The organism is Rhizobium sp. 9140, from assembly GCF_900067135.1.
Lineage (GTDB): Bacteria > Pseudomonadota > Alphaproteobacteria > Rhizobiales > Rhizobiaceae > Ferranicluibacter.
On sequence record NZ_FJUR01000001.1, the window covers coordinates 3,064,838 to 3,084,016 of the forward strand.

The following is a 19,179-nucleotide window of genomic DNA, read 5'->3' on the forward strand; positions in this document are numbered from 1 at the left end:
CTCTGTAGGCTCCCGAGCCGAATCGTTCGCGACACGTGCCGCGAACGACGAAGCGTCGCGACGTCAGGGAGCCCCGAAATGACAGACAAACCACCCGTATTGCGCGAAACGGACGAGGCGGCGCGAAAGCTCGCCCGCCTTGTCCTGCGTGAACAGCGCAGCGCAGCCATCGCCGTTCTCGAACCGGCCAGCGACGGCTTCCCCTTCGTCAGCCGTGTGCTCCTTGGCTTCGACATCGACGGCACGCCGGTCATCTTGGCCTCGCGGCTGGCAACCCATACGCAGGCGCTGCTCGCCGATGTCAGGTGCTCGCTGCTTGCCGGACGCACGGGCAAGGGCGATCCACTCGCACATCCGAGAATCACCGTGCAGTGCGAGGCGGAACCCGTGACGCACACGGACCCGCGGCACCCGCGCTTGCGGTCCCGCTTCCTGGGGCGCCATCCCAAAGCGCAGCTTTATATCGATTTCCCCGATTTCCTGTTTTTCCGGCTTGCACCTCTCCGCGCAAGCTTCAATGCGGGCTTCGGCCGGGCTTACGTGTTGGGAGGAAATGACCTTCTGATCGCGTCGCCTGCGCTGGAAGAAATCGCAGCAGCAGAACGCGTTCTTCTTGACGAACTCGAAAGCAACGGAGATGCTGTCACATATAGGGTTGTGGACGATCCCGAGCCGGTTACTCCGGGCTGGCAAGTGACGGGCATCGATGCCGAGGGAATCGATCTTGCCTTCGGAGACGCATTCCGTCGGGTGGTCTTTCCCCGGCAGGTTGAAAACACAGCGGATCTCCGCGCAATGTTCGTCAAACTTTACCGTTAACTCCCCCGAAGTACCCCTAAATCTCGCATAGGCCTGTTGTTCCCTTTATGCGTCATGCCTAATTGTCTCATTCTAGCCGCACCAAATGGGTGGGGCCAAGACGTCGCATGGAGTATGGCATGGAAACAATTCCTCCCCACCAGCATGAAAAAGCCGAGGTCGCTGCGGATTTTCTTTCGGCTATGGCCAACCCGAAGCGGCTGCTGATCCTGAACGAACTGGTCAAGGGCGAAATGGCTGTCGGAGCGCTTGCTGCTCAGGTCGGCCTTAGTCAGTCTGCACTTTCGCAACACCTGTCGAAGCTTCGGGCCCAGAGCCTGGTTACGACACGCCGCGACGCCCAGACGATCTACTACTCGTCTTCGTCCGAGTCCGTTTTGAAGGTCCTCTCGATGCTGTCCGAAATCTACGGCGCAGCAGACGCGAAGGAAGAAGCACAGCCGCGTCGCCGCTCTGCGTAATATTGCGCGAAAGCCGCTGGTATCGGCGAAAGTCGAGATGTACGGCGGCGCGAAGCGGGCAGATAGCAACGCATAACCCTCAACCCAGCCTTTGTCGAGGCGGGCAAATTTTGCGTGACGAAAGCCAGGAGTCAGAACGGTTCCTGGCTTTTTTCTTTTCTCAATCATCTCAAGTGTTATTTGTGACTTACATAAATTATTCTCGTGACGCCTGCCCCGGCACGACAACGCATGCGGCATATCTTGACGCCCTCAGGCCCGCTGATAGTTTGACCATCGGATAAAATTCGCCGATCAGCTCAAACGCCAAATGGCCGTGTTGGCCATGGAGACCGTCATGTCGAACCGCCTGAACGCCACTCCCAACGATCTGCGCGCCTTCTGGATGCCCTTCACGTCGAACCGGCAGTTCAAGAAGGAACCACGCATGTTCGTCTCGGCGAAGGACATGCACTACAAGACGCATGACGGGCGCACCGTTCTCGACGGCACGGCCGGACTTTGGTGCGTCAATGCCGGGCACTGCCGCCCGCTGATCACCGAGGCCATCCGCGAACAGGCGGGCGAGCTCGATTATGCCCCCGCCTTCCAGCTCGGCCACCCCAAGGCGTTCGAGCTTGCCAACCGCCTCGTGGACATTGCGCCCGAGGGCTTCAACCATGTGCTCTATACGAATTCCGGCTCTGAATCGGTCGATACGGCTCTCAAGGTCGCCCTCGCCTATCACCGGGTGAAGGGCGACGGCGCGCGTTCGCGCCTCATCGGCCGCGAGCGCGGCTACCACGGCGTCAATTTCGGCGGCATCTCCGTCGGCGGCATCGTCTCGAACCGCAAGATGTTCGGCACGCTGCTCAGCGGCGTCGATCACATGCCGCACACGCATATGCCGGACAAGAACGCCTTCACCAAGGGCGAGCCCGAGCATGGCGGCGACATCGCCTCCGAACTCGAACGCATCGTCACCCTGCACGATGCCTCCACCATCGCCGCCGTTATCGTGGAGCCCGTCGCAGGCTCCACCGGCGTGCTCATCCCGCCGAAGGGCTATCTGCAAAAACTGCGCGAGATCTGCACCAAGCACGGCATCCTGTTGATCTTCGACGAGGTCATCACCGGCTACGGGCGGCTGGGGACGCCGTTCGCGGCACAGTATTTCGACGTCATGCCGGACATGATCGTCACGGCGAAAGGCCTCACCAACGGCGTCATCCCCATGGGCGCCGTCTTCGTGACGTCGGAGATCCACGACGCGTTCATGCAGGGACCCGAACACATGATCGAGTTCTTCCACGGCTATACCTATTCCGGGAACCCGATCGCCTCGGCCGCCGCTATCGCCACGCTCGACACCTACCGTGACGAGGGCCTTCTGACCCGCGCAGCCACGCTCGCACCCTATTGGGAAAACGCTCTGCATGCGCTGCGCGACTGCCCGCATGTCATCGACATCCGCAACATCGGCCTCATCGGCGCCATTGAGCTCGCTCCGATCGCCGGCGAGCCCACGAAGCGCGCTTTCTCGGCCTTCCTCAAAGCCTATGAGAATGGCCTGTTGATCCGCACCACCGGCGACACGATTGCCTTGTCACCGCCGCTGATCATCACGGAAGCTGAGATCGATGAGCTCGTTGGCGGCATCCGGCAGGTGCTCGAAAGCGGAATTTGAGCGACCTTCGTCGTCTCCCGCGTCACGACAGGGCGCGGGAGATGGTCATGCACGAACCATGTCCGCACGGCAAGATCGGCAGCAGGCCTTTCCGCGCTCCGCGTCAGGCCACCCTCTGCCGCAAAACGAGCCTTGCCGACCATGAGCATACCAAAACGTCACCCCTTTGATTTCGACCCCACCTATGGCCTCGGGCTGCCGGAACTCCGCGCGATCCGCCTACCGCCGGAAGTCGAGGGGTTCGACGCCTTCTGGCAGGCACGCCACCGCACGGCGCGCGGGATCGATCCGAACCCGCGTCTCACACCCTCGGCGACGCAGCATCGAAAGTGGGTCGTCCACGATCTCTCCTATACCTCGACGGACGGCTTCCGCATCGGCGGCTGGCTTCTCGTTCCTGGCCACGGCAATGTACGCCGCGGCCTCGTCGTCGGCCACGGCTATGGCGGACGCGACCAGCCGGATCTCGATCTGCCGGTCGAAGACACGGCTATTCTCTTTCCCTGCTTTCGCGGCCTTTCCCGCAGTTCCCGCCCGCCGATCTCGCCCGAGCCAGGCTGGCACGTGCTGCACGATATCGACAAGCCGGACCGGTACATCATCGGCGGCTGCGTCGAGGACGTGTGGGTCGCCGTCAGCGTATTGAACAGGCTCTATCCAGGCACGAAAGGCCGTGTCGGCTACAGCGGCATCAGCCTTGGCGGCGGAATTGGCGCGCTCGCCATTCCCTATGACGACCGTATCGACCGGGGCCACCTCGTGGTTCCAACATTCGGAAACCGGCCGCTCTGGCTCACTCTGCCTACCATCGGCAGCGCCCGCGCCGTTCAGGCCTATGGACACAACCACCCGGAGGTAGGGCAGACGCTACGGCTTTTCGATGCGGCGACCGCCGCTAGCCGCATCGCCGTCCCTCTTTTGTGCGCCGTGGCTCGCTTCGATCCCGCCGTCGCCCCGCCCTGCCAGTTCTCCGTTGCCAACGCGCTGCCGATCAGAACTTGTAACGAAATCTTCATCCTCGACGCCGGGCATTTCGATTATCCTGGTCAGGCAGCGCAGTCCTCTGCACTGATGGCAAAAGTCGGGAACCTCTTCGGGGCACCATGAATCGCGAATATCTGCGCTGGTACAGTCCGCGGCTCCATCGTGACATGGAGTTGCTCGTGTTCGGGCATGCAGGCGCGAAGGTGCTGATGTTCCCCACGCGTGAAGGACGATTTTGGGAATACGAGAAGCTCGGCCTCGTCGATACATTGGCAGACAAGGTGCGCGCCGGTCATCTACAGCTCTTCTGCATCGAGGGGCTTGCGCGGGAAACGTTCTACGACCGCAGCCTCCATCCCGCCGACCGTATCCGCCGCCACAGGGCGCTGGAGGAATACGTCCTCAACGAGGTGCTGCCGCTCATGGCGCACAAGAACCCGTACGGCGCCACCATCGTCCATGGCTGCAGCCTCGGCGCCTATCAGGCAGCCAGCCTCGTCTTCCGCCATCCTCACCTCTTTTCCAAGCTCGTCGCCTTTTCCGGCCGCTACGACCTGACGCTGGAGATCGAGAGCTTCTCGAATCTGCTCGACGGCCATTATGACGAAGAGGTCTATTTCCACACGCCGACGCATTTCCTCCCCGGCCTCTCGCAGGACTGGCGGCTAGATCGGTTGAGGTCCGTCGAAATCGTTCTGACCATCGGCGATGCCGACCCTTTCCTCGATAACAACCGGCATCTGAGCCAGTTGCTGAGCGAAAAGGGCGTCGGCCACCAGCTCCACGTCTGGGACGGTCGCGCCCATCGCGGCCAGTCCTGGCGCAAGATGGCCGCGCTCTACATCTGACGGCCGCGCGGACCGATCCAGAGCACCGGCGACAGGACAATTCGCAGACCACTCTTCCCCTGCCCGCTTCGCCCTCTATGATGTGCCTTGGCGCACCGCACCAGACATCGCCACCCTATCATCCCGCTTATCGCCGCCAGAATCGGAGCTCCCATGTCCGCCTCCCTCTCCGACCGTATCGACCAGGGCACGGGCCGCGTCGCTGCAGACATCGTCCTCAAGAATGGCCGCTTCTTCGATCTCGTCACCGGCGAATGCATCGAATCCGATATCGCCCTCTGTGGAGACCGCATCGTCGGCACCTGCGGCAGTTATCGGGGCGTAGAAGAGATCGACATTTCCGGCCGTATCGTCGTGCCGGGCTTTATCGATACGCATCTGCACATCGAATCCTCGCTGGTGACGCCACACGAGTTCGATCGTTGCGTTCTGCCTTATGGCGTCACGACCGCCATCTGCGACCCGCACGAGATCGCCAACGTGCTTGGCACCGAAGGCATCGAATTCTTCCTCGACAGCGCCCGCGAAACCATCATGGATATTCGGGTGCAGCTTTCGAGCTGCGTCCCGGCGACGCATCTGGAGACGTCGGGCGCCAACCTGCCGATCGAGGCCCTTCTTCCCTATCGAAACCACGAGAAGGTCATCGGCCTTGCCGAATTCATGAACTTCCCGGGCGTCATCCATAGAGATCCCATCTGTCTCGCCAAGCTCGAGGCCTTTCAGGATGGCCATATCGACGGCCACGCGCCGCTGCTGCGCGGTCTCGACCTCAACGGCTATCTCGCAGCCGGCATCCGCACCGATCATGAATGCACGACGGCGGAGGAAGCGCTGGAGAAGATCCGCAAGGGCATGCACATCCTCGTGCGCGAAGGCTCGGTCTCGAAAGACCTGCATGCCCTGATGCCGATCCTGACCGAGCGGCTGTCGCCCTTTCTAGCGCTCTGCACCGACGATCGCAATCCGCTCGATATCGCCGAGGAAGGCCATCTCGACTACATGATCCGCGAGGCGATTGCGCACGGTGTGGCCCCCCTCGTCGTCTATCGCGCCGCCTCCATCTCCGCCGCCCGCGCCTTCGGCCTGAGAGACCGCGGACTGGTGGCCCCCGGCTGGCGCGCCGATCTCGTGGTGGTGGATAGCCTCGAGACCTGCAAGGCGCAGATGGTTTTCTCTGGCGGGCGCCGCGTGACCGATGCTCTCTTTGCGAGCCGCCGCCCTGTAGCAGCCGTCGGGCTCGACAGCGTCAAGGCGGGCCATATCCACGCCGCCGCCTTCGCCGTACCCTATGCGGAAGGAGAGACGTCCGTCATCGGCGTGCTCCCGGGCAAGATCATCACCGAGCATCGCCGGTTTCAGCTGCCGGAGGACGGCAACCAGACGGGCGTCGATCTGGGACGGGATATCATCAAGGTCGCGGTCATCGAGCGCCATGGCGTGAACGGCAACCACGCCAACGGCTTCGTCCAGGGCTTCGGCCTCAAGAAGGGCGCGATCGCTTCGACGGTCGGACACGACAGCCACAATATCTGCGTCGTCGGCGTCGATCCCGACGACATGGCATTTGCAGCCAACCGCCTCGGCGAGATCAAAGGCGGCTTCGTGGTGGTGGAAGACGGCGTCGTAACCGGCGAAATCGCTCTCCCCGTTGCAGGCCTCATGAGCCCGGAACCCTATGAAAGCGTCCGCGACACGCTCCACCATCTCCGCCAGGCGGCGTTCGCTCTCGGCGCCACCTTGCAGGAACCCTTCCTCCAGCTCGCCTTCCTACCCTTGCCCGTGATCCCGCATCTGAAGATTTCGGACAGGGGGCTGGTGGATGTGGATCGGTTCATGCTGATCGGGTGAAGCTTCAGTTACTCTGATTCCAACCCTCTGGAAGCTCGTCGCCAGGCATAGGAGCAGCATTCGGAACCCGGTCGAGATAGTAAAGGAGATCCCGTCCTGTCGCACCGGTTGCCTTATGTTTCAGAAACTCAGCAACAGCTTCCGATGACCCGACCTTTTGGGCAACCGCAAAGGCGATCCAATCATCGACGGAAACGCCCTCCATTTCAGCAAGCCTCTCGGCTGCATCCCGGAGACGAGCCGGAAGTTCGACGGCGTGGACAGCTTTGTTCATACCAATCTCCTCAACAAGTCTGCCGGCGTCATGACGGGTATACCGAACCTCCGGCAGGCATCCTTTAGATGGCGAACGTTGTAGGTGATGACCGCCTCTGCCCGCCCGTTGACGGCGGTATCAAGAACCATCTCGTCCCCTGGGTCGATCAGCTGCGGGCGCCAACTGAAATATATATGAACACCCTGCGCCAGATTTGCGATGATCGCAAGAATGTCATCGACGTCGGCTTCCGATAGGCCGCTGACAGTGCGCTGTTCAGGTCGCTTCATGACCCCCTCGTACTCAGAGAACAAGGCGGTGCTGACCAATGGCAGGAGCTGACCAGCATGCATTCGGACCAGAATCTGATAGGAAGAGCCTGCCCGGCTGCGAAATGCACCGGTCAGGACATTCGTGTCTATCACGACCCTCATGAAGCTTCGAAGGAACGGCAACGAAGCTCGAACGTCATCCGGAAACCCGCCCGCAAAACGCATCCAGCGCCTCCAGCACGATCTCGCCTTTCTCGATGCGCGCCGTGTCGAAGCCCGGCAGAGGCAGCGCCGCGGCAATGGTCATGCCCTTTGGCAACGTCACGGTCTGCGGACCCCGACGGAGGTTGAAGACGAAGAGCAGTTTCTCGCCCGCCTTCTCGCGGGTGAAGATCAGGATGTCCTGATTCGTCTCAAGGAAGGTCATGCCGCCGTCGAAGAGCTCCGGGTGCGCCTTGCGGAAAGCGAGCGTTGCCCGGTAGTGCGCGAGCACCGAGTCGGGCGCGGCATCCTGCACATCGACGGCGATAGCCTTGTGCACATCCGGCACCGGCAGCCAGGGCTGCCCCGTGGAGAAGCCGCCGCTCTGGCCGACATGTTCCCATGGCATCGGCGTGCGGCACCCGTCGCGGCCCTTGAAGGCCGGCCAGAAGCGGATGCCGTAGGGGTCGCGCAACTCGTGCAATTCGAGGTCGGCCTCCGGCAAGGCCAGTTCCTCGCCCTGATAGAGGCAGATGGAGCCGCGCAGCGTTGCGAGCACGGAGATGGCCAGCTTGCCGATCCGCTCCCGCTCGCTCTCGTTCTGGATGAAACGCGACACGTGCCGCTGGACGTCATGGTTGGAAAACGCCCAGCAGACCCAGCCGTCCGTCACTGACTCCTGAAACGACGAGACGCAATGCCGGATATGGCTCGCCGTGAAGTCCGGCCCCAGGAGATCGAACGTATAGCACATGTGCAGCTTGTCGCCGTCGCTGACATAGGCCGCCAGCGTCTTCAGCGAGCGCCCGCCATCGCCAACCTCGCCGACAGCCGTGCGATCGTCATATTCCTCCAGCAGCGCGCGGAAACGCTTGAGGAAGCCGATGTTCTCCGGCTGCGTCTTGTCATAGAGATGGCTCTGCATGCCGTAGGGGTTGACGTCGGGCGCATCGAGCCCCGGCCCGTCATCTCCATGCCCGAGCGGCGGGTTGTCGCGCAGTTCCTTATCATGGAAGTAGTAATTGACCGTATCCAGCCGGAAACCGTCCACGCCGCGCTCCAGCCAGAAGCGGACCGTGTCGAGCACGGCTTCCTGAATCTGCGGATTGTGGAAGTTCAGGTCCGGTTGCGAGCCGAGAAAATTGTGCAGATAATATTGGCGGCGCACGCCGTCCCATTCCCAAGCCGGCCCGCCGAAGATCGACAGCCAGTTGTTCGGCGCCGTTCCGTCGGGTTTCGCATCCGCCCAGACATACCAGTCGGCGCGCGCATTGTTGCGGCTCGTCCGGCTCTCCTTGAACCAGGGATGCTGGTCTGATGTGTGGGAGATGACCTGATCGATGATGATCTTGAGACCGAGGCGGTGCGCTTCCGCGAGCATCACATCGAAATCGGCCAGCGTTCCGAACATCGGATCGACATCGCAATAATCCGAGACGTCGTAGCCCATATCCGCCATGGGCGAGGTGAAGAAGGGCGAGAGCCAGATGGCATCGACGCCGAGGCTCGCAATATGCGGCAGCCGCGCGGTGATGCCCCTGAGGTCCCCGATACCGTCTCCGTTCGTATCCTGGAACGAGCGCGGATAGACCTGATAGATCACCGCGCCGCGCCACCAGTCCGGGTTGGTCTTCGAGGAAGAGGCCATGGACGATTCCTTCTGAATGAGGGGGACAAATCGATGTTTAACGATCGGCACCCCGTGAAGCAATGACGCGAGAGCGCCTTTCCGGCGCGCGCCAACGAAAGCACTGCTAATTTAGTCTCTCAAACAGACGCGCTGCCTTGCTATCCCCACGCGCAGGCTTTATCCGGCAAAAGCAAAGAGGAGAACAGCGATGGCACGGCTTCTGGCGATCGGCGAATGCATGGTGGAACTGGGCGATGCCGGCAGCGGGCTGCTGCGCAAGGGCTTTGCCGGCGACACCCTGAACGCCGCCTATTATGCCCGGACCTACCTCCCCGCCGATGTCGACGTCGCCTATCTCAGCGCCGTCGGCACCGACCTCCTGTCGCAGGAGATGCTCGCCTTCATCGGCAGCAAGGCCATCCTCACCGAGGATATCCGGCAGATCGAGGGCGCCGCCCCCGGCCTCTACATGATCCACCTCAAGGATGGCGAGCGCAGCTTCTCCTATTGGCGCTCGGCATCTGCCGCGCGAAAGCTCGCAGACGATGCCACGCATCTGCGCAGCGCCATCGACAAAGCCGACACCATCGTCTTCTCCGGCATCACGCTGGCCATCCTTCCTCCCGAGGCACGCGAGACGCTGATCCTCGAACTGCGCCGCGCAAAGGCTGCGGGAAAGCGCGTCGTCTTCGACCCTAATATCCGGTCCCGCCTGTGGGACGACGCGGCAACCCTGCGCGCTGCTGTTGAGGCCGGCGCCCGCGCCTCGACCGTGCTTCTGCCGAGCTTCGATGACGAGCAGGCGCATTTCGGCGATGCCGACCCCGAGGCGACGATTGCCCGATACCGGCAGTGGGGCGCAGACATGGTCCTCGTCAAGAATGGCGGCGGAGACGCGCTTCTCTCCGATGGAGCAAACGACGTCGCGCGCATATCGCCGCCGAAGGTGGAGACCGTCGTTGATACGACGAGCGCAGGCGACAGCTTCAACGGCGCGTTTCTGGCAAGGGTTCTCACGGGCGTTGCTCCGGCCGAGGCCGCAGCATTCTCCGCCCGCGTCGCCGCCGCCGTCATCGCGCATCACGGCGCGCTCGTGCCTGTCGAGCATCTGCCGCAGGCGTAACACCCCTTTAACAAGCCCGTTCGCGTGAAAACTCACGCGAACTGCCGCTCAAAATTCCGGGATCGACTCGCAAACCACCGCATTGGGCGATGACCTGAGAAAAGATCCGCATCGGGCCGTCTTCAGACGGCACCCGATGGAGCGATCTCAGCGACGCTTCTTGCCCTCGAACGGGTTCTCGGACGCCCGGAGGTGAATGCGGATCGGCACGCCGGGCAGCTCAAAGTCGGCGCGCAGGCCGTTGGTCAGGTAGCGGATATAGCTTTCCGGCACGGAGTCCGGCCGCGTACACGAGATCATGAAGCCTGGCGGGCGGGCCTTGACCTGCGTCATGTATTTCAGCTTCAGGCGACGGCCCGAGACAGCCGGTGGCGGATGCTGCGTCTGCTGCGCATCGAGCCACTTGTTCAGTCGCGCCGTCGAGATGCGGCGGTTCCAGACCTTGTCCGTGTCGATGATCGACTGCATCAGCTTGTCGAGCCCGTAGCCGGTCTGCCCGGACATCGGCACCGCCCGGATGCCGCGTGCCTGCGGCAACAGCCGCTCGGTCTTCTCGCGAAGATCGGCCAGCAGCGCCTGCGGGTCCTCGACAAGATCCCATTTGTTGAAGGCGAGCACGGCCGCACGACCCTCGCGGATCACGAGATCGACCAGTTGCAGGTCCTGCTTCTCGAACGGGATGGTGGCGTCGAAGACGATGACGACGGATTCGGCAAAGCGGATCGAGCGCAGGCTGTCGGCAACCGAGAGCTTTTCCAGCTTCTCCTGCACACGCGCCTTCTTGCGCATGCCGGCCGTATCGAACATCTTGATCGTGCGTCCGCGCCAGTCCCATTCCACCGAGATGGAGTCGCGCGTGATGCCCGCTTCCGGCCCGGTCAGCAGGCGATCCTCGCCCAGAAAGCGATTGATCAGCGTCGATTTGCCCGCATTCGGACGTCCGATGATGGCGACACGGAGCGGCTTGGTCTCGTCATAGACCGGCTCCTCGTCGTCGTCGCCCTCGTCAGCCGTCTTGCGCAGGTCGATATCCGTCTCGGCTTCGTCCACGACGGGCGGGAAGGCCCGCTCCTCGCCGATCGCCTCGACGATGGCATCGCGCAGGTCGATCATGCCCTGCCCGTGCTCGGCCGAAATCGGGCAGGGATCGCCGAGGCCGAGCGTGAAGGCATCGTAGAAGCCGCCGTCGGAGCCCTTGGCTTCCGACTTGTTGGCGACGAGCACGACGGGCTTGCCGCGCCGGCGCAAGAGGTCGGCCAGCGTCTGGTCGGCCGGCGTCAGGCCTGCCTTGGCATCGACCACAAACAGCGTCAGGTCGGCCTCGTCGATCGCGGCCTCCGTCTGCGCCCACATGCGGCCCTGCAAGGTCTCGGGGCCGGACTGCTCGAGGCCGGCCGTGTCGATGATGGTAAAGCGGAGATCGACGAGCTTCGCATCGCCCGGCCGCCGGTCGCGCGTTACGCCCGGGGTGTCATCGACCAGCGCCAGTTTCTTGCCCACAAGGCGGTTGAAGAGCGTGGACTTGCCGACATTGGGGCGGCCGACGATGGCGACGGTGAAGTTCATCTCAAAATCCTGTCGCGGCGTTCACGCCGCTGTACCGGCCGTAGCGCCGCCCGTCGTCATGACGGGCACTGGGCGTTGCGACCTCTCGGTTCATCCCGCAAACCGCCCTGCGAGGGGCAGCGTCGCGGGGTTCATGTCACTGCGTGGACGCCATGACGTCCAGAAGCATGCGCGCCCGGTTGGCAAGGCCGCGGGGTGCCTGGTTGTCGTCGACGATCTGCTGGAACCACTCTTTCGCCTTGACCTTGTCGCCGGCCTTGTAGGCGGCGAGGCCCAGCGCTTCGCGGGCGGAGCTGCGCAGGCCGTTGCCGTCCACCGCCAGCTGTTCGGCTTCTGCCGCGACCTGCGCGTAGGTGCCGGTATCAACCAGCAGATAAGCGGCACGGATGCGGGCTGCGTCCCGCATCGGCTGCACGATCGCATCGTTCTTCGAAATCTCGGTGAAAGCCGTGACGGCGGCGGCGGTATCGCCCTTCTGGGCCTTCAGCGTCGCCGCGCGCATCTGCGCCAGAACCGGATAGGCGCCATAACCGTCGGCTTCCAGCTTGTCGAAGGCGGCAAGTGCCTCGTCGGTCTTGTTGTCCTTGGCCAGCGTCAGGGCTGCCAGAAACTCATCGCCCGATGCCGAGGCCGAGGTCTCGTGCCAGTAATCATAGGCCACCTTGCCGATCGTGCCGATGACGATGAGAATCGCGAGCATGGCAAGAATGCCGCCGAAGCGGAGCCAGACCGCCTTGACCTGCTCGGAGCGAAGCTCGTCATTGACCTCGCGGATGAAACTGTCGTTCTGATGCGCCATTCGGGTTCCGGCGGACCGGCCTTCTCTGCCATTTCTGTCAAAGCCGCGCTTCTAGCCTATTTCGCGCATATTGTAAGGGGGCAAGGCGAAATCGCGCCATTGTGAGCACCCCGCTCTCATAAATCCGCTCGAAAGCGTTTCACGAGAGCGCGATCGGCGACACTCCGATCATCACCTCGTGAAGCTTCAGCACGAAAAGGACATAAGCCAGAAGGCCGAGCGCGATCGCCATGACGTCGAAGCGCGGCGAGCGAAAGACCGGCAGCACATCCTCACCCGCCCTTGCGCGCCGCTTCAGCGACATTCTTGCAATGACGCCCCAGACAAGAAATGCGCCGAACAGGAGTACGGATGCCGTCTCGCCATTGGCCAGCAGATGCGCCAGCGCCCAGATCTTGATGGCGAGCACCTGCGGGTGCCGTGTCTTCACCGCAATCCGCCCGGCCGGGAGAAACCCGGCGGCGAGACAGATGAAGGCGGGCAACATGAGCAGCAGCGCCACATGCTTGAGGAACACCGGCGGCGCATAGAGCAGGCCGGTGACGGCCCGCGCCTGCCCGAAGCCCACCACGACAAGACAGAGACCCGCGAGGCTGACGAGCCCGTAGAGCACCATGAAGGTGGGCTTGCCCAACCGCACGATCAGCGCTGCGCGCAGGCCGGGCACCACGATCCGCAGCAGATGCACGCCCAAGAGAACGACGATACCGAGAACCAGTAGTCCCATGGCTGCACCCCATCACTGTGTCACGCCGTCGCCCAACAGCTTCAGCCGCCCATAGACGGCACCCGAAAGGGTTAACAAAGATTTATGAAGCAAATCCGGGCATCTGCAACGCTTTTCTGATATGCTGCGCTCCGCACGCCTCGAAAGCCACTTTCCGTCGGTTTTTCCGCATTCTATGGCCTTTGGCTGTCACGGCTTCAAAGGATCGCCGCATTCCTGTCGCATGGGCGAGCGCCGATCGTCTCCCTCCGGTCGCGCCGTGTTCAACATCTCTCTGCTGCGGGCCGACATCGCGCCCAGATCGCCATGGTCCGCAGCGGGCGCATCACGTCAGGTTTCCGCATGCACAGATCCTCTGCCCCCTTGGCCGCCCTCCTCCTGCCGTCGATGACGCTGGCGCCGTCGGTCGTGCGGGCGGACCCGCCGCAGCCGGCAGCACAGACCGCTCCGCCATCACTGTCCACGACGACACCATCGAACTTCCAGCAACTCGTCATCATCTCGTTCGACGGTGCCCACGACAATCGGCTCTGGGAGCGGAGCCTCGCCATGGGGCCGAGGGTCGGCGCGCACTTCACCTATTTCCTCTCCTGCACCTTCCTGATGACCAGGGCCGAGGGTGGGCGCTCCTATCAAGCGAGCGGCCACAAGGTCGGGGCGTCCAATGTTGGCTATGCCCAGAGCCGCGACGAAATCGCGACGCGCGTGCGTCACATCTGGCAGGCCCATCAGGATGGCCACGACATCGGCAGTCATGGCTGCGGCCACTTCGATGGCAAGGACTGGAGCGAGAAGGACTGGAGCGCCGAATTCACCGCCTTCGATGCAGCGCTCGACAATGGCTGGAAGGCCGGCGGCATTGGCCCCGAAGAACCAGACGGCTGGCGCAGCATGATCGACGGCATCAAGGGGTTTCGCGCGCCGTATCTCTCGACCAGCGCCGGGCTCGTTCCGGCCGAGCGAAAGGCGGGCCTGTCCTACGACGCCAGCCTTGTCACCAAGGGGCCAGCCTGGCCCACCCTTGAGGATGGCATCCAGCGCTTCGGCCTGCCGCTGATCCCCGAAGGCCCGACCGGCCGCCGCGTCATCGGCATGGATTACAATCTCTTCGTCCGCCACTCGATGGGGGTCGAAAACCGCAAGGACAGCGCCACCTTCGAACAACGCACGCTGAAGGCCTACCGCGATGCCTTCGCCGCCCAGTACGACGGCGCCCGCATCCCGCTCCAGCTCGGCTTCCACTTCGTGGAAATGAACGGCGGCGCCTACTGGCGCGCGCTGGAGACCTTCCTCACGGAGACCTGCCGGAAACAGGACGTCGCCTGCGTCAGCTATGCGCAGGCCCTCCCGCTGATCGAGGCACGAAAAAAGGCGGATCCCTCCGCCTTTTGATCGTCACGGGAAAGAACGGATCAGGGCTGAGCGGGACTTACCTCTTCTTCGTTCTGACCTTTCAGGTATCGCTGATCGATATCCGGCAGCGGCAGATCATCGATCGCAGCTTCGAATGCCTTCAGGCGTTTGTGGATGGACAAGAGTTCGATGATCGTCGTCCAGGAATTGACGAGGTATTGGAACGAGTTGGAAACTTGACCGAAGGCAGTGGCGATCTGCTGGTAGATACCATAGGTGATCTTGCCCGCGACGATGGTCGGTACCAGCATGAAGGTCACGAACAGAGCATCGGCCTGAATGTAGAAATAACGAGCGACGTTGAAGTACAGGTAGTGCCAATACATGCGGAAGTAGTTTCGGCGCACATTGGAAAACAACTCGACGACGGTGATCGGCTGTGCGCGATCGGCATGATCCTCACCATAGACGAGCTCCTTGCGGTACGCCGCCTCGACGCGCTGGTTGCGAAAATGCAGGCCCGGCAGCTTGATGCCGGCAAAGGCCAGTAGCAGCGTGCCGAATGCCGACCAACCAATGGCCAGCCAGAACAGCGAATGCGCAATCGGCCCGATGACCGGCAGTTCCGTAACGTAGCTCGACAGGGCAAACAGGATGGGAAGAAAGGCGATCAGCGTCATCACCGAATTGATGAGGCTGACGCCCAACCCTTCGAGAATGTTGGCGAAGCGCATCGTATCTTCCTGCACACGCTGCGAAGCGCCTTCGATGTGCCTGACACGCTCCCACTGCGACATGTAGTAGTCGTTCATCGCGGTGCGCCAGCGGAACACATAATGGCTGACGAAGAAGTCCGTGAGGATCGACACGAACATGCTGAGAAAGACGATCTGGCAGAAGATCAGCTGCAGCGAATAGAAATCCCAGACGGTAACGCCCGGCTTGCCCGTCAGGGCATTCTGCAGGAGATCGCCGAAAGGGCGGCGCCAGTTGTTGATCGCGACATACACCTGCACGCCGAAATAGGTGCAGAAGAGGATAAGCGCCGAGCCCCAGATGGACCAATCGATCCAGGGATGATCCCGGGCGATATAGTTCCAGACCCCACCGAAGAGCACGGTACAGACGAAGAAATAGGCATAGAAGAAACGATTGTCCGGCGTCAGGAAGAAGCGCAGATCGATCGGCATCTGATCCTCCGGGATCGGCGCATAGCCGATGGAGGCACCCCAATCCGCAACGAAGCCATACCAGAGGAAAATGCAGACGAGCGTCCACACGATCAGCGACGTGAAAAACAACTTCGGCTTGGGAAAGAACGAATGAAACAAGGCGGGAACCTTCTGGCTGGCGGGCGAACCGCCCGCGTTCATGGCGGCGAACCTAGGCCAATTGGAGAGGCTTCACAATCACACCCTTGAAAGGTTACAGCTTTTTAATCCCGGGTGGGCATCTCAAAGCCCCGATGCCCTGCGGATACCCCGGCGCTCGGCGAAGATGATGACCGCGCAGAGAATGAGGACGCCGCTGGCGATGAGCGTCGGCAGCGTGAAGCTGCCGGTGCTTTCGGCGAGCCAGCCGGCGACGAGCGGGCCGACGATCTGGCCGATGCCGAAGGCGGCGGTCATGACGGCGAGCGCGCGGCGCTGGCTGGCGGGCGCCAGCGCCCGGCCGATCTGGAGGCCGAAGGCCGTGATCATGACGAAGGTGGCGCCCAAAAGCAGACCGCCGGCCAGCGGTGCCGCCGGAAACGGCAGAACCACGGTAAGGATGAGGCCGAGCGCTTCCACGAGGAGGCCGATGAGATAGACGCCGACGATGCCGAAGCGCGGCACCGCCTTCCGCCATGCGGCAACGGAGGCCGCGGCACTCAGACCCGTAACGAGCCAGGAGAGAAACTCGATCGTGTGATCCACCGCACCCGCGCGCGCCATGGCGACCAGAAAGGTCGCGGTAATCACGTAACCGAAGCCGAACAGGCCGTAGGTCAGCGTCAAGGCCGCAAACGGCCGCGTCCAGACGAGCGGCGGCTCGGCCACGCTCGCGCTCGCGGTGCTCGTCGGCCCATCCGGCAGCAGCAGCGCCACGCAGGCGGTGCCGAGCAGAGCGAGGAAAGCCCCCGCAAACCACGCCTCCCGCCAGTTCGCCAAGGCTTCGCCCTGGCCCGACGGCAGCAGCCAGACCATCAGCGACGAGGCGGCGATGCCGAGCCCGACGCCCGCGAAATGCAGGGATTGCACATGGCTGCTGCCGGCCGCCGCACCTCGGGTCAGCACGATCTGGGAGATCATGATCATGGTGAAGGCGCTGGCCATGCCGGCGAGAAACCGGATCAGCGCGAACATCGCCACAGAGGTTGTCAGCCCCATGGCGCAGAGCAGCACGGTGGTCGCAACCAGCATGCCGAGACCGATCACCCGCTCTCGCCCTTGCGCGAAGGAGAGACCGGCCAGCACGGCGCCGAGCAGATACCCGACGAAGTTGGCCGCCGCTATGATCCCGGCCTGCCCCGGCGATAGCGGAATGTCCAGCATCATACCCGGCAGGATCGGCGTGTAGGAGAACCGGCCAAAGCCCATGGCAACCGCCATCGCGATCGCGCCGGCCATTGCCGTCGCCAAGAGCCGGAAACCCGATGTGCGCGTATGGGGCATCAGCCGGGCAGCGTCACGACGAGAGGACCGTTGCGCGTCACGACGACGGTGTGCTCGTACTGCACGGTCGGCGCGCGCGGCTCGCTGTAGAGCGTCCAGGCATCGTCGCCGCCTTCGGCATACTGCGCGCCCATCGACAGGAAGGGCTCGATGGTGAAAACCATTCCGTCCTCCATGCGCCGCTTCTCGTGCTTGTCCGGCCAGGTAGAGATTTCGGTCGGCTCCTCGTGCAATGAGCGCCCGACACCATGGCTGGCGAGGTTGGAGATCAGCGTGTACCGGTTCTTGCGGGCAAAGGCACCGATGGCATTGCCGATGGCGGCGAGCGGCTTGCCCGCCTTGACCTCGTTCAGCCCCACCCACATGGCGCGCTTGCCGTCGCGGCAGAGCCGTTCCGTCGCGCGCGAGATCGGCGGCACGGCGAAGGACGCGCCGGTATCGGCGAACAAACCGCCTTTTTCAGCTGAAACGTCGATATTGACCAGATCGCCGGCCGCGATCACCCTTGGCCCGGGAATGCCATGTGCGACCTCTTCGTTGACGCTGATGCAGGTCGCGCCGGGAAAGCGATAGGAAAGCTCCGGTGCAGACTGCGCGCCCTCCGCCTCCAGCGCCTTGCGGCCGATGAGGTCGAGTTCTGCCGTGGTCATGCCCGGTTCAAGAGCTGCGCCCATGATTTGAAGCGTATTGGCGCAGATCCGGCCGATCTCCTTCAGGCGTTCGAGATCGTCGGCATTTTCAAGGGTCATGGTCGTTCATATCCGAAAGCTGGTGCGGTGCAGTGGGGAACGAGGCCCCCGGTGCGCCGGTCGAAAAGCAAACCTATGTACTCCGCTTATTGCCCGCAAGGAAGCCGGGCGGCTGGCGGGAATCGCCATCGCGTCTCAAACGGCGTTCGCCGCCCGCGCTGCGTCCTCGGCGATCCCCGCGCGCACCAGCGGCGCGACCCTCGTGCCGTAGAGCTCGATGCCGCGCATGATCTGGTCGTGTGGCATCGGGCCGATTGCCATCTGCAACAGGAAACGATCGTTGCGGAAGATCCGGTGATGCCGGACGATCTTTTCGGCAACCGTCTCCGGATCGCCCAGAAACAGATTGCCGCGCGGACCGATCGCCTGATCGAAATGCGCCCGGTTTGTCGGCCCCCAGCCGCGTTCGCGGCCGATCCGGTCCATGACCTCGGCCTGCGGGCCGTAGAACTGGTCGGCTGCAGCTTGAGTCGTATCGGCGATGAAGCCATGCACGTTGATGCTGGTCTTCAGCCCCGTTGCCGGCTGCCCGGCCCGCCGCGCGGCCTCGCGGTAGAGATCGAACAGCGGCGCATAACGCGCCGGCTCGCCGCCGATGATGGCCAGCGCCACCGGCAGGCCGAGCGCACCGGCCCGCGCCACCGACTGCGGTGTGCCGCCAACGGCCACCCACAGCGGCAGCGGTGCCTGCAACGGTCGTGGATAGACGCCGCGATCGTGAAGGGCTGCCCGCTTCTCGCCCTCCCACGTCACGATCTCGTCGTTGCGCAAGGCCATCAAGAGGTCGAGCTTTTCGGAAAACAGGTCGTCGTAATCCTCCAGCGGATAGCCGAACAGCGGAAACGATTCGATGAAGGAGCCACGCCCCGCCATGATCTCCGCACGTCCACCGGAGAGAAGATCGAGCGTCGCGAACTGCTGGAACACGCGCACCGGATCGTCCGACGATAGCACGGTCACGGCACTGCTCAGGCGGATGCGGCTGGTGCGCGCCGCCGCCGCCGCCAGCACGACGGCCGGGGACGAGACGACATAATCGGCCCGGTGATGCTCCCCGAGCCCGAACACGTCGAGGCCGACCTGGTCGGCGAGCTCGATTTCTTCCAGCAGGTTCTTCAGCCGGCGCTCGCCCTCGCGGCCCTTGTCGGCGGCTTTGGGGTCGACATCGCCGAAGGTATAAAGACCGAGTTCCATGATGCGCCTGCCCTGCTGATGATGTT

The 19,179-nt window shown here is 63.1% G+C and carries 18 protein-coding genes; 8 read left to right on the forward strand and 10 right to left on the reverse strand.

The window, feature by feature from the left end; all coding sequences use genetic code 11:
* The first annotated feature begins 78 nt into the window (after positions 1-78).
* The 6 genes from GA0004734_RS14375 to ade all read left to right on the forward strand — a co-directional run bounded on the left by GA0004734_RS14375 (position 79) and on the right by ade (position 6,629).
* Complete coding sequence (locus GA0004734_RS14375) at positions 79-819, forward strand: HugZ family pyridoxamine 5'-phosphate oxidase (protein WP_092934749.1); 741 nt, start codon at positions 79-81, stop codon at positions 817-819.
* A 119-nt stretch (positions 820-938) separates the two neighbouring features.
* Positions 939-1,280: an ArsR/SmtB family transcription factor gene (locus tag GA0004734_RS14380; protein WP_092934751.1), complete on the forward strand. Its 342-nt coding sequence runs from the start codon at positions 939-941 to the stop codon at positions 1,278-1,280.
* Positions 1,281-1,617: 337 nt separating this feature from the next.
* On the forward strand, positions 1,618-2,946 hold the full coding sequence (locus tag GA0004734_RS14385) for an aspartate aminotransferase family protein (protein WP_092936317.1): 1,329 nt from the start codon (positions 1,618-1,620) through the stop codon (positions 2,944-2,946).
* A 141-nt stretch (positions 2,947-3,087) separates the two neighbouring features.
* Positions 3,088-4,053, forward strand: coding sequence for an acetylxylan esterase (locus GA0004734_RS14390; protein WP_092934753.1), 966 nt, complete (start codon positions 3,088-3,090; stop codon positions 4,051-4,053).
* Positions 4,050-4,778, forward strand: coding sequence for an esterase family protein (locus GA0004734_RS14395; RefSeq protein WP_092934755.1), 729 nt, complete (start codon positions 4,050-4,052; stop codon positions 4,776-4,778). Before GA0004734_RS14390 ends, GA0004734_RS14395 begins: the two co-directional genes overlap by 4 nt.
* Positions 4,779-4,931: 153 nt before the next feature.
* Entirely contained in the window at positions 4,932-6,629 is a 1,698-nt protein-coding gene (ade, locus tag GA0004734_RS14400; protein WP_092934757.1) for an adenine deaminase, read from the forward strand.
* 4 nt (positions 6,630-6,633) lie between these two features.
* Here the strand turns inward: ade and GA0004734_RS14405 are convergent, their stop codons facing one another.
* From GA0004734_RS14405 to GA0004734_RS14415, 3 genes are read right to left on the reverse strand one after another with little or no spacing between them, the layout of a single operon-like run.
* Positions 6,634-6,903 (reverse strand): hypothetical protein, encoded by a 270-nt coding sequence (locus GA0004734_RS14405; RefSeq protein WP_092934759.1) that lies wholly within the window; start codon positions 6,901-6,903, stop codon positions 6,634-6,636.
* Positions 6,900-7,382 (reverse strand): putative toxin-antitoxin system toxin component, PIN family, encoded by a 483-nt coding sequence (locus GA0004734_RS14410; RefSeq protein ID WP_245292425.1) that lies wholly within the window; start codon positions 7,380-7,382, stop codon positions 6,900-6,902. The genes GA0004734_RS14405 and GA0004734_RS14410 overlap by 4 nt, the downstream gene beginning before the upstream one ends.
* Positions 7,354-9,006, reverse strand: coding sequence for a beta-galactosidase BglA (locus tag GA0004734_RS14415; protein ID WP_092934761.1), 1,653 nt, complete (start codon positions 9,004-9,006; stop codon positions 7,354-7,356). Before GA0004734_RS14415 ends, GA0004734_RS14410 begins: the two co-directional genes overlap by 29 nt.
* Before the next feature lie 190 nt (positions 9,007-9,196).
* On the opposite strand from GA0004734_RS14415, the gene GA0004734_RS14420 reads away from it, so the two are divergent.
* Complete coding sequence (locus GA0004734_RS14420; protein WP_092934763.1) at positions 9,197-10,111, forward strand: sugar kinase; 915 nt, start codon at positions 9,197-9,199, stop codon at positions 10,109-10,111.
* A gap of 147 nt (positions 10,112-10,258) precedes the next feature.
* Here GA0004734_RS14420 and der read toward each other — a convergent pair whose 3' ends face one another.
* The 3 genes from der to GA0004734_RS14435 form a co-directional block, all read right to left on the reverse strand.
* On the reverse strand, positions 10,259-11,677 hold the full coding sequence (der, locus tag GA0004734_RS14425; protein WP_092934765.1) for a ribosome biogenesis GTPase Der: 1,419 nt from the start codon (positions 11,675-11,677) through the stop codon (positions 10,259-10,261).
* A gap of 136 nt (positions 11,678-11,813) precedes the next feature.
* The gene (locus GA0004734_RS14430) at positions 11,814-12,476 is read right to left on the reverse strand and encodes a tetratricopeptide repeat protein (RefSeq protein WP_092934767.1); all 663 of its coding nucleotides are present in this window, start codon (positions 12,474-12,476) and stop codon (positions 11,814-11,816) included.
* A gap of 139 nt (positions 12,477-12,615) precedes the next feature.
* Positions 12,616-13,203 carry an NnrU family protein gene (locus tag GA0004734_RS14435; RefSeq protein WP_092934769.1) on the reverse strand — a complete coding sequence of 196 codons (588 nt, stop codon included), beginning with the start codon at positions 13,201-13,203 and terminating at the stop codon, positions 12,616-12,618.
* A 342-nt stretch (positions 13,204-13,545) separates the two neighbouring features.
* Here GA0004734_RS14435 and GA0004734_RS14440 point away from each other — a divergent pair, with 342 nt between their 5' ends.
* Positions 13,546-14,595 (forward strand): polysaccharide deacetylase, encoded by a 1,050-nt coding sequence (locus GA0004734_RS14440; protein WP_092936319.1) that lies wholly within the window; start codon positions 13,546-13,548, stop codon positions 14,593-14,595.
* Between the two features lie 20 nt (positions 14,596-14,615).
* Here the strand turns inward: GA0004734_RS14440 and sbmA are convergent, their stop codons facing one another.
* The 4 genes from sbmA to GA0004734_RS14460 all read right to left on the reverse strand — a co-directional run bounded on the left by sbmA (position 14,616) and on the right by GA0004734_RS14460 (position 19,153).
* Positions 14,616-15,887 (reverse strand): peptide antibiotic transporter SbmA, encoded by a 1,272-nt coding sequence (gene sbmA / locus GA0004734_RS14445; RefSeq protein WP_092936320.1) that lies wholly within the window; start codon positions 15,885-15,887, stop codon positions 14,616-14,618.
* A gap of 123 nt (positions 15,888-16,010) precedes the next feature.
* The gene (locus GA0004734_RS14450) at positions 16,011-17,210 is read right to left on the reverse strand and encodes a YbfB/YjiJ family MFS transporter (RefSeq protein ID WP_245292426.1); all 1,200 of its coding nucleotides are present in this window, start codon (positions 17,208-17,210) and stop codon (positions 16,011-16,013) included.
* Complete coding sequence (gene map / locus GA0004734_RS14455) at positions 17,210-17,959, reverse strand: type I methionyl aminopeptidase (RefSeq protein ID WP_092934771.1); 750 nt, start codon at positions 17,957-17,959, stop codon at positions 17,210-17,212. Before map ends, GA0004734_RS14450 begins: the two co-directional genes overlap by 1 nt.
* Positions 17,960-18,094: 135 nt before the next feature.
* Positions 18,095-19,153: an LLM class flavin-dependent oxidoreductase gene (locus GA0004734_RS14460; RefSeq protein WP_092934773.1), complete on the reverse strand. Its 1,059-nt coding sequence runs from the start codon at positions 19,151-19,153 to the stop codon at positions 18,095-18,097.
* Positions 19,154-19,179 lie beyond the last annotated feature (26 nt).

What these genes read in the sequence shown, in the direction of transcription:
- GA0004734_RS14375 (WP_092934749.1), top strand. Translation starts at nt 79, where the DNA reads ATGACAGACAAACCACCCGTATTGCGCGAAACGGACGAGGCGGCGCGA.
- GA0004734_RS14380 (WP_092934751.1), top strand. Translation starts at nt 939, where the DNA reads ATGGAAACAATTCCTCCCCACCAGCATGAAAAAGCCGAGGTCGCTGCG.
- GA0004734_RS14385 (WP_092936317.1), top strand. Translation starts at nt 1,618, where the DNA reads ATGTCGAACCGCCTGAACGCCACTCCCAACGATCTGCGCGCCTTCTGG.
- GA0004734_RS14390 (WP_092934753.1), top strand. Translation starts at nt 3,088, where the DNA reads ATGAGCATACCAAAACGTCACCCCTTTGATTTCGACCCCACCTATGGC.
- GA0004734_RS14395 (WP_092934755.1), top strand. Translation starts at nt 4,050, where the DNA reads ATGAATCGCGAATATCTGCGCTGGTACAGTCCGCGGCTCCATCGTGAC.
- ade (WP_092934757.1), top strand. Translation starts at nt 4,932, where the DNA reads ATGTCCGCCTCCCTCTCCGACCGTATCGACCAGGGCACGGGCCGCGTC.
- GA0004734_RS14405 (WP_092934759.1), bottom strand. Translation starts at nt 6,903, where the DNA reads ATGAACAAAGCTGTCCACGCCGTCGAACTTCCGGCTCGTCTCCGGGAT.
- GA0004734_RS14410 (WP_245292425.1), bottom strand. Translation starts at nt 7,382, where the DNA reads ATGCGTTTTGCGGGCGGGTTTCCGGATGACGTTCGAGCTTCGTTGCCG.
- GA0004734_RS14415 (WP_092934761.1), bottom strand. Translation starts at nt 9,006, where the DNA reads ATGGCCTCTTCCTCGAAGACCAACCCGGACTGGTGGCGCGGCGCGGTG.
- GA0004734_RS14420 (WP_092934763.1), top strand. Translation starts at nt 9,197, where the DNA reads ATGGCACGGCTTCTGGCGATCGGCGAATGCATGGTGGAACTGGGCGAT.
- der (WP_092934765.1), bottom strand. Translation starts at nt 11,677, where the DNA reads ATGAACTTCACCGTCGCCATCGTCGGCCGCCCCAATGTCGGCAAGTCC.
- GA0004734_RS14430 (WP_092934767.1), bottom strand. Translation starts at nt 12,476, where the DNA reads ATGGCGCATCAGAACGACAGTTTCATCCGCGAGGTCAATGACGAGCTT.
- GA0004734_RS14435 (WP_092934769.1), bottom strand. Translation starts at nt 13,203, where the DNA reads ATGGGACTACTGGTTCTCGGTATCGTCGTTCTCTTGGGCGTGCATCTG.
- GA0004734_RS14440 (WP_092936319.1), top strand. Translation starts at nt 13,546, where the DNA reads ATGCACAGATCCTCTGCCCCCTTGGCCGCCCTCCTCCTGCCGTCGATG.
- GA0004734_RS14450 (WP_245292426.1), bottom strand. Translation starts at nt 17,210, where the DNA reads ATGCCCCATACGCGCACATCGGGTTTCCGGCTCTTGGCGACGGCAATG.
- map (WP_092934771.1), bottom strand. Translation starts at nt 17,959, where the DNA reads ATGACCCTTGAAAATGCCGACGATCTCGAACGCCTGAAGGAGATCGGC.
- GA0004734_RS14460 (WP_092934773.1), bottom strand. Translation starts at nt 19,153, where the DNA reads ATGGAACTCGGTCTTTATACCTTCGGCGATGTCGACCCCAAAGCCGCC.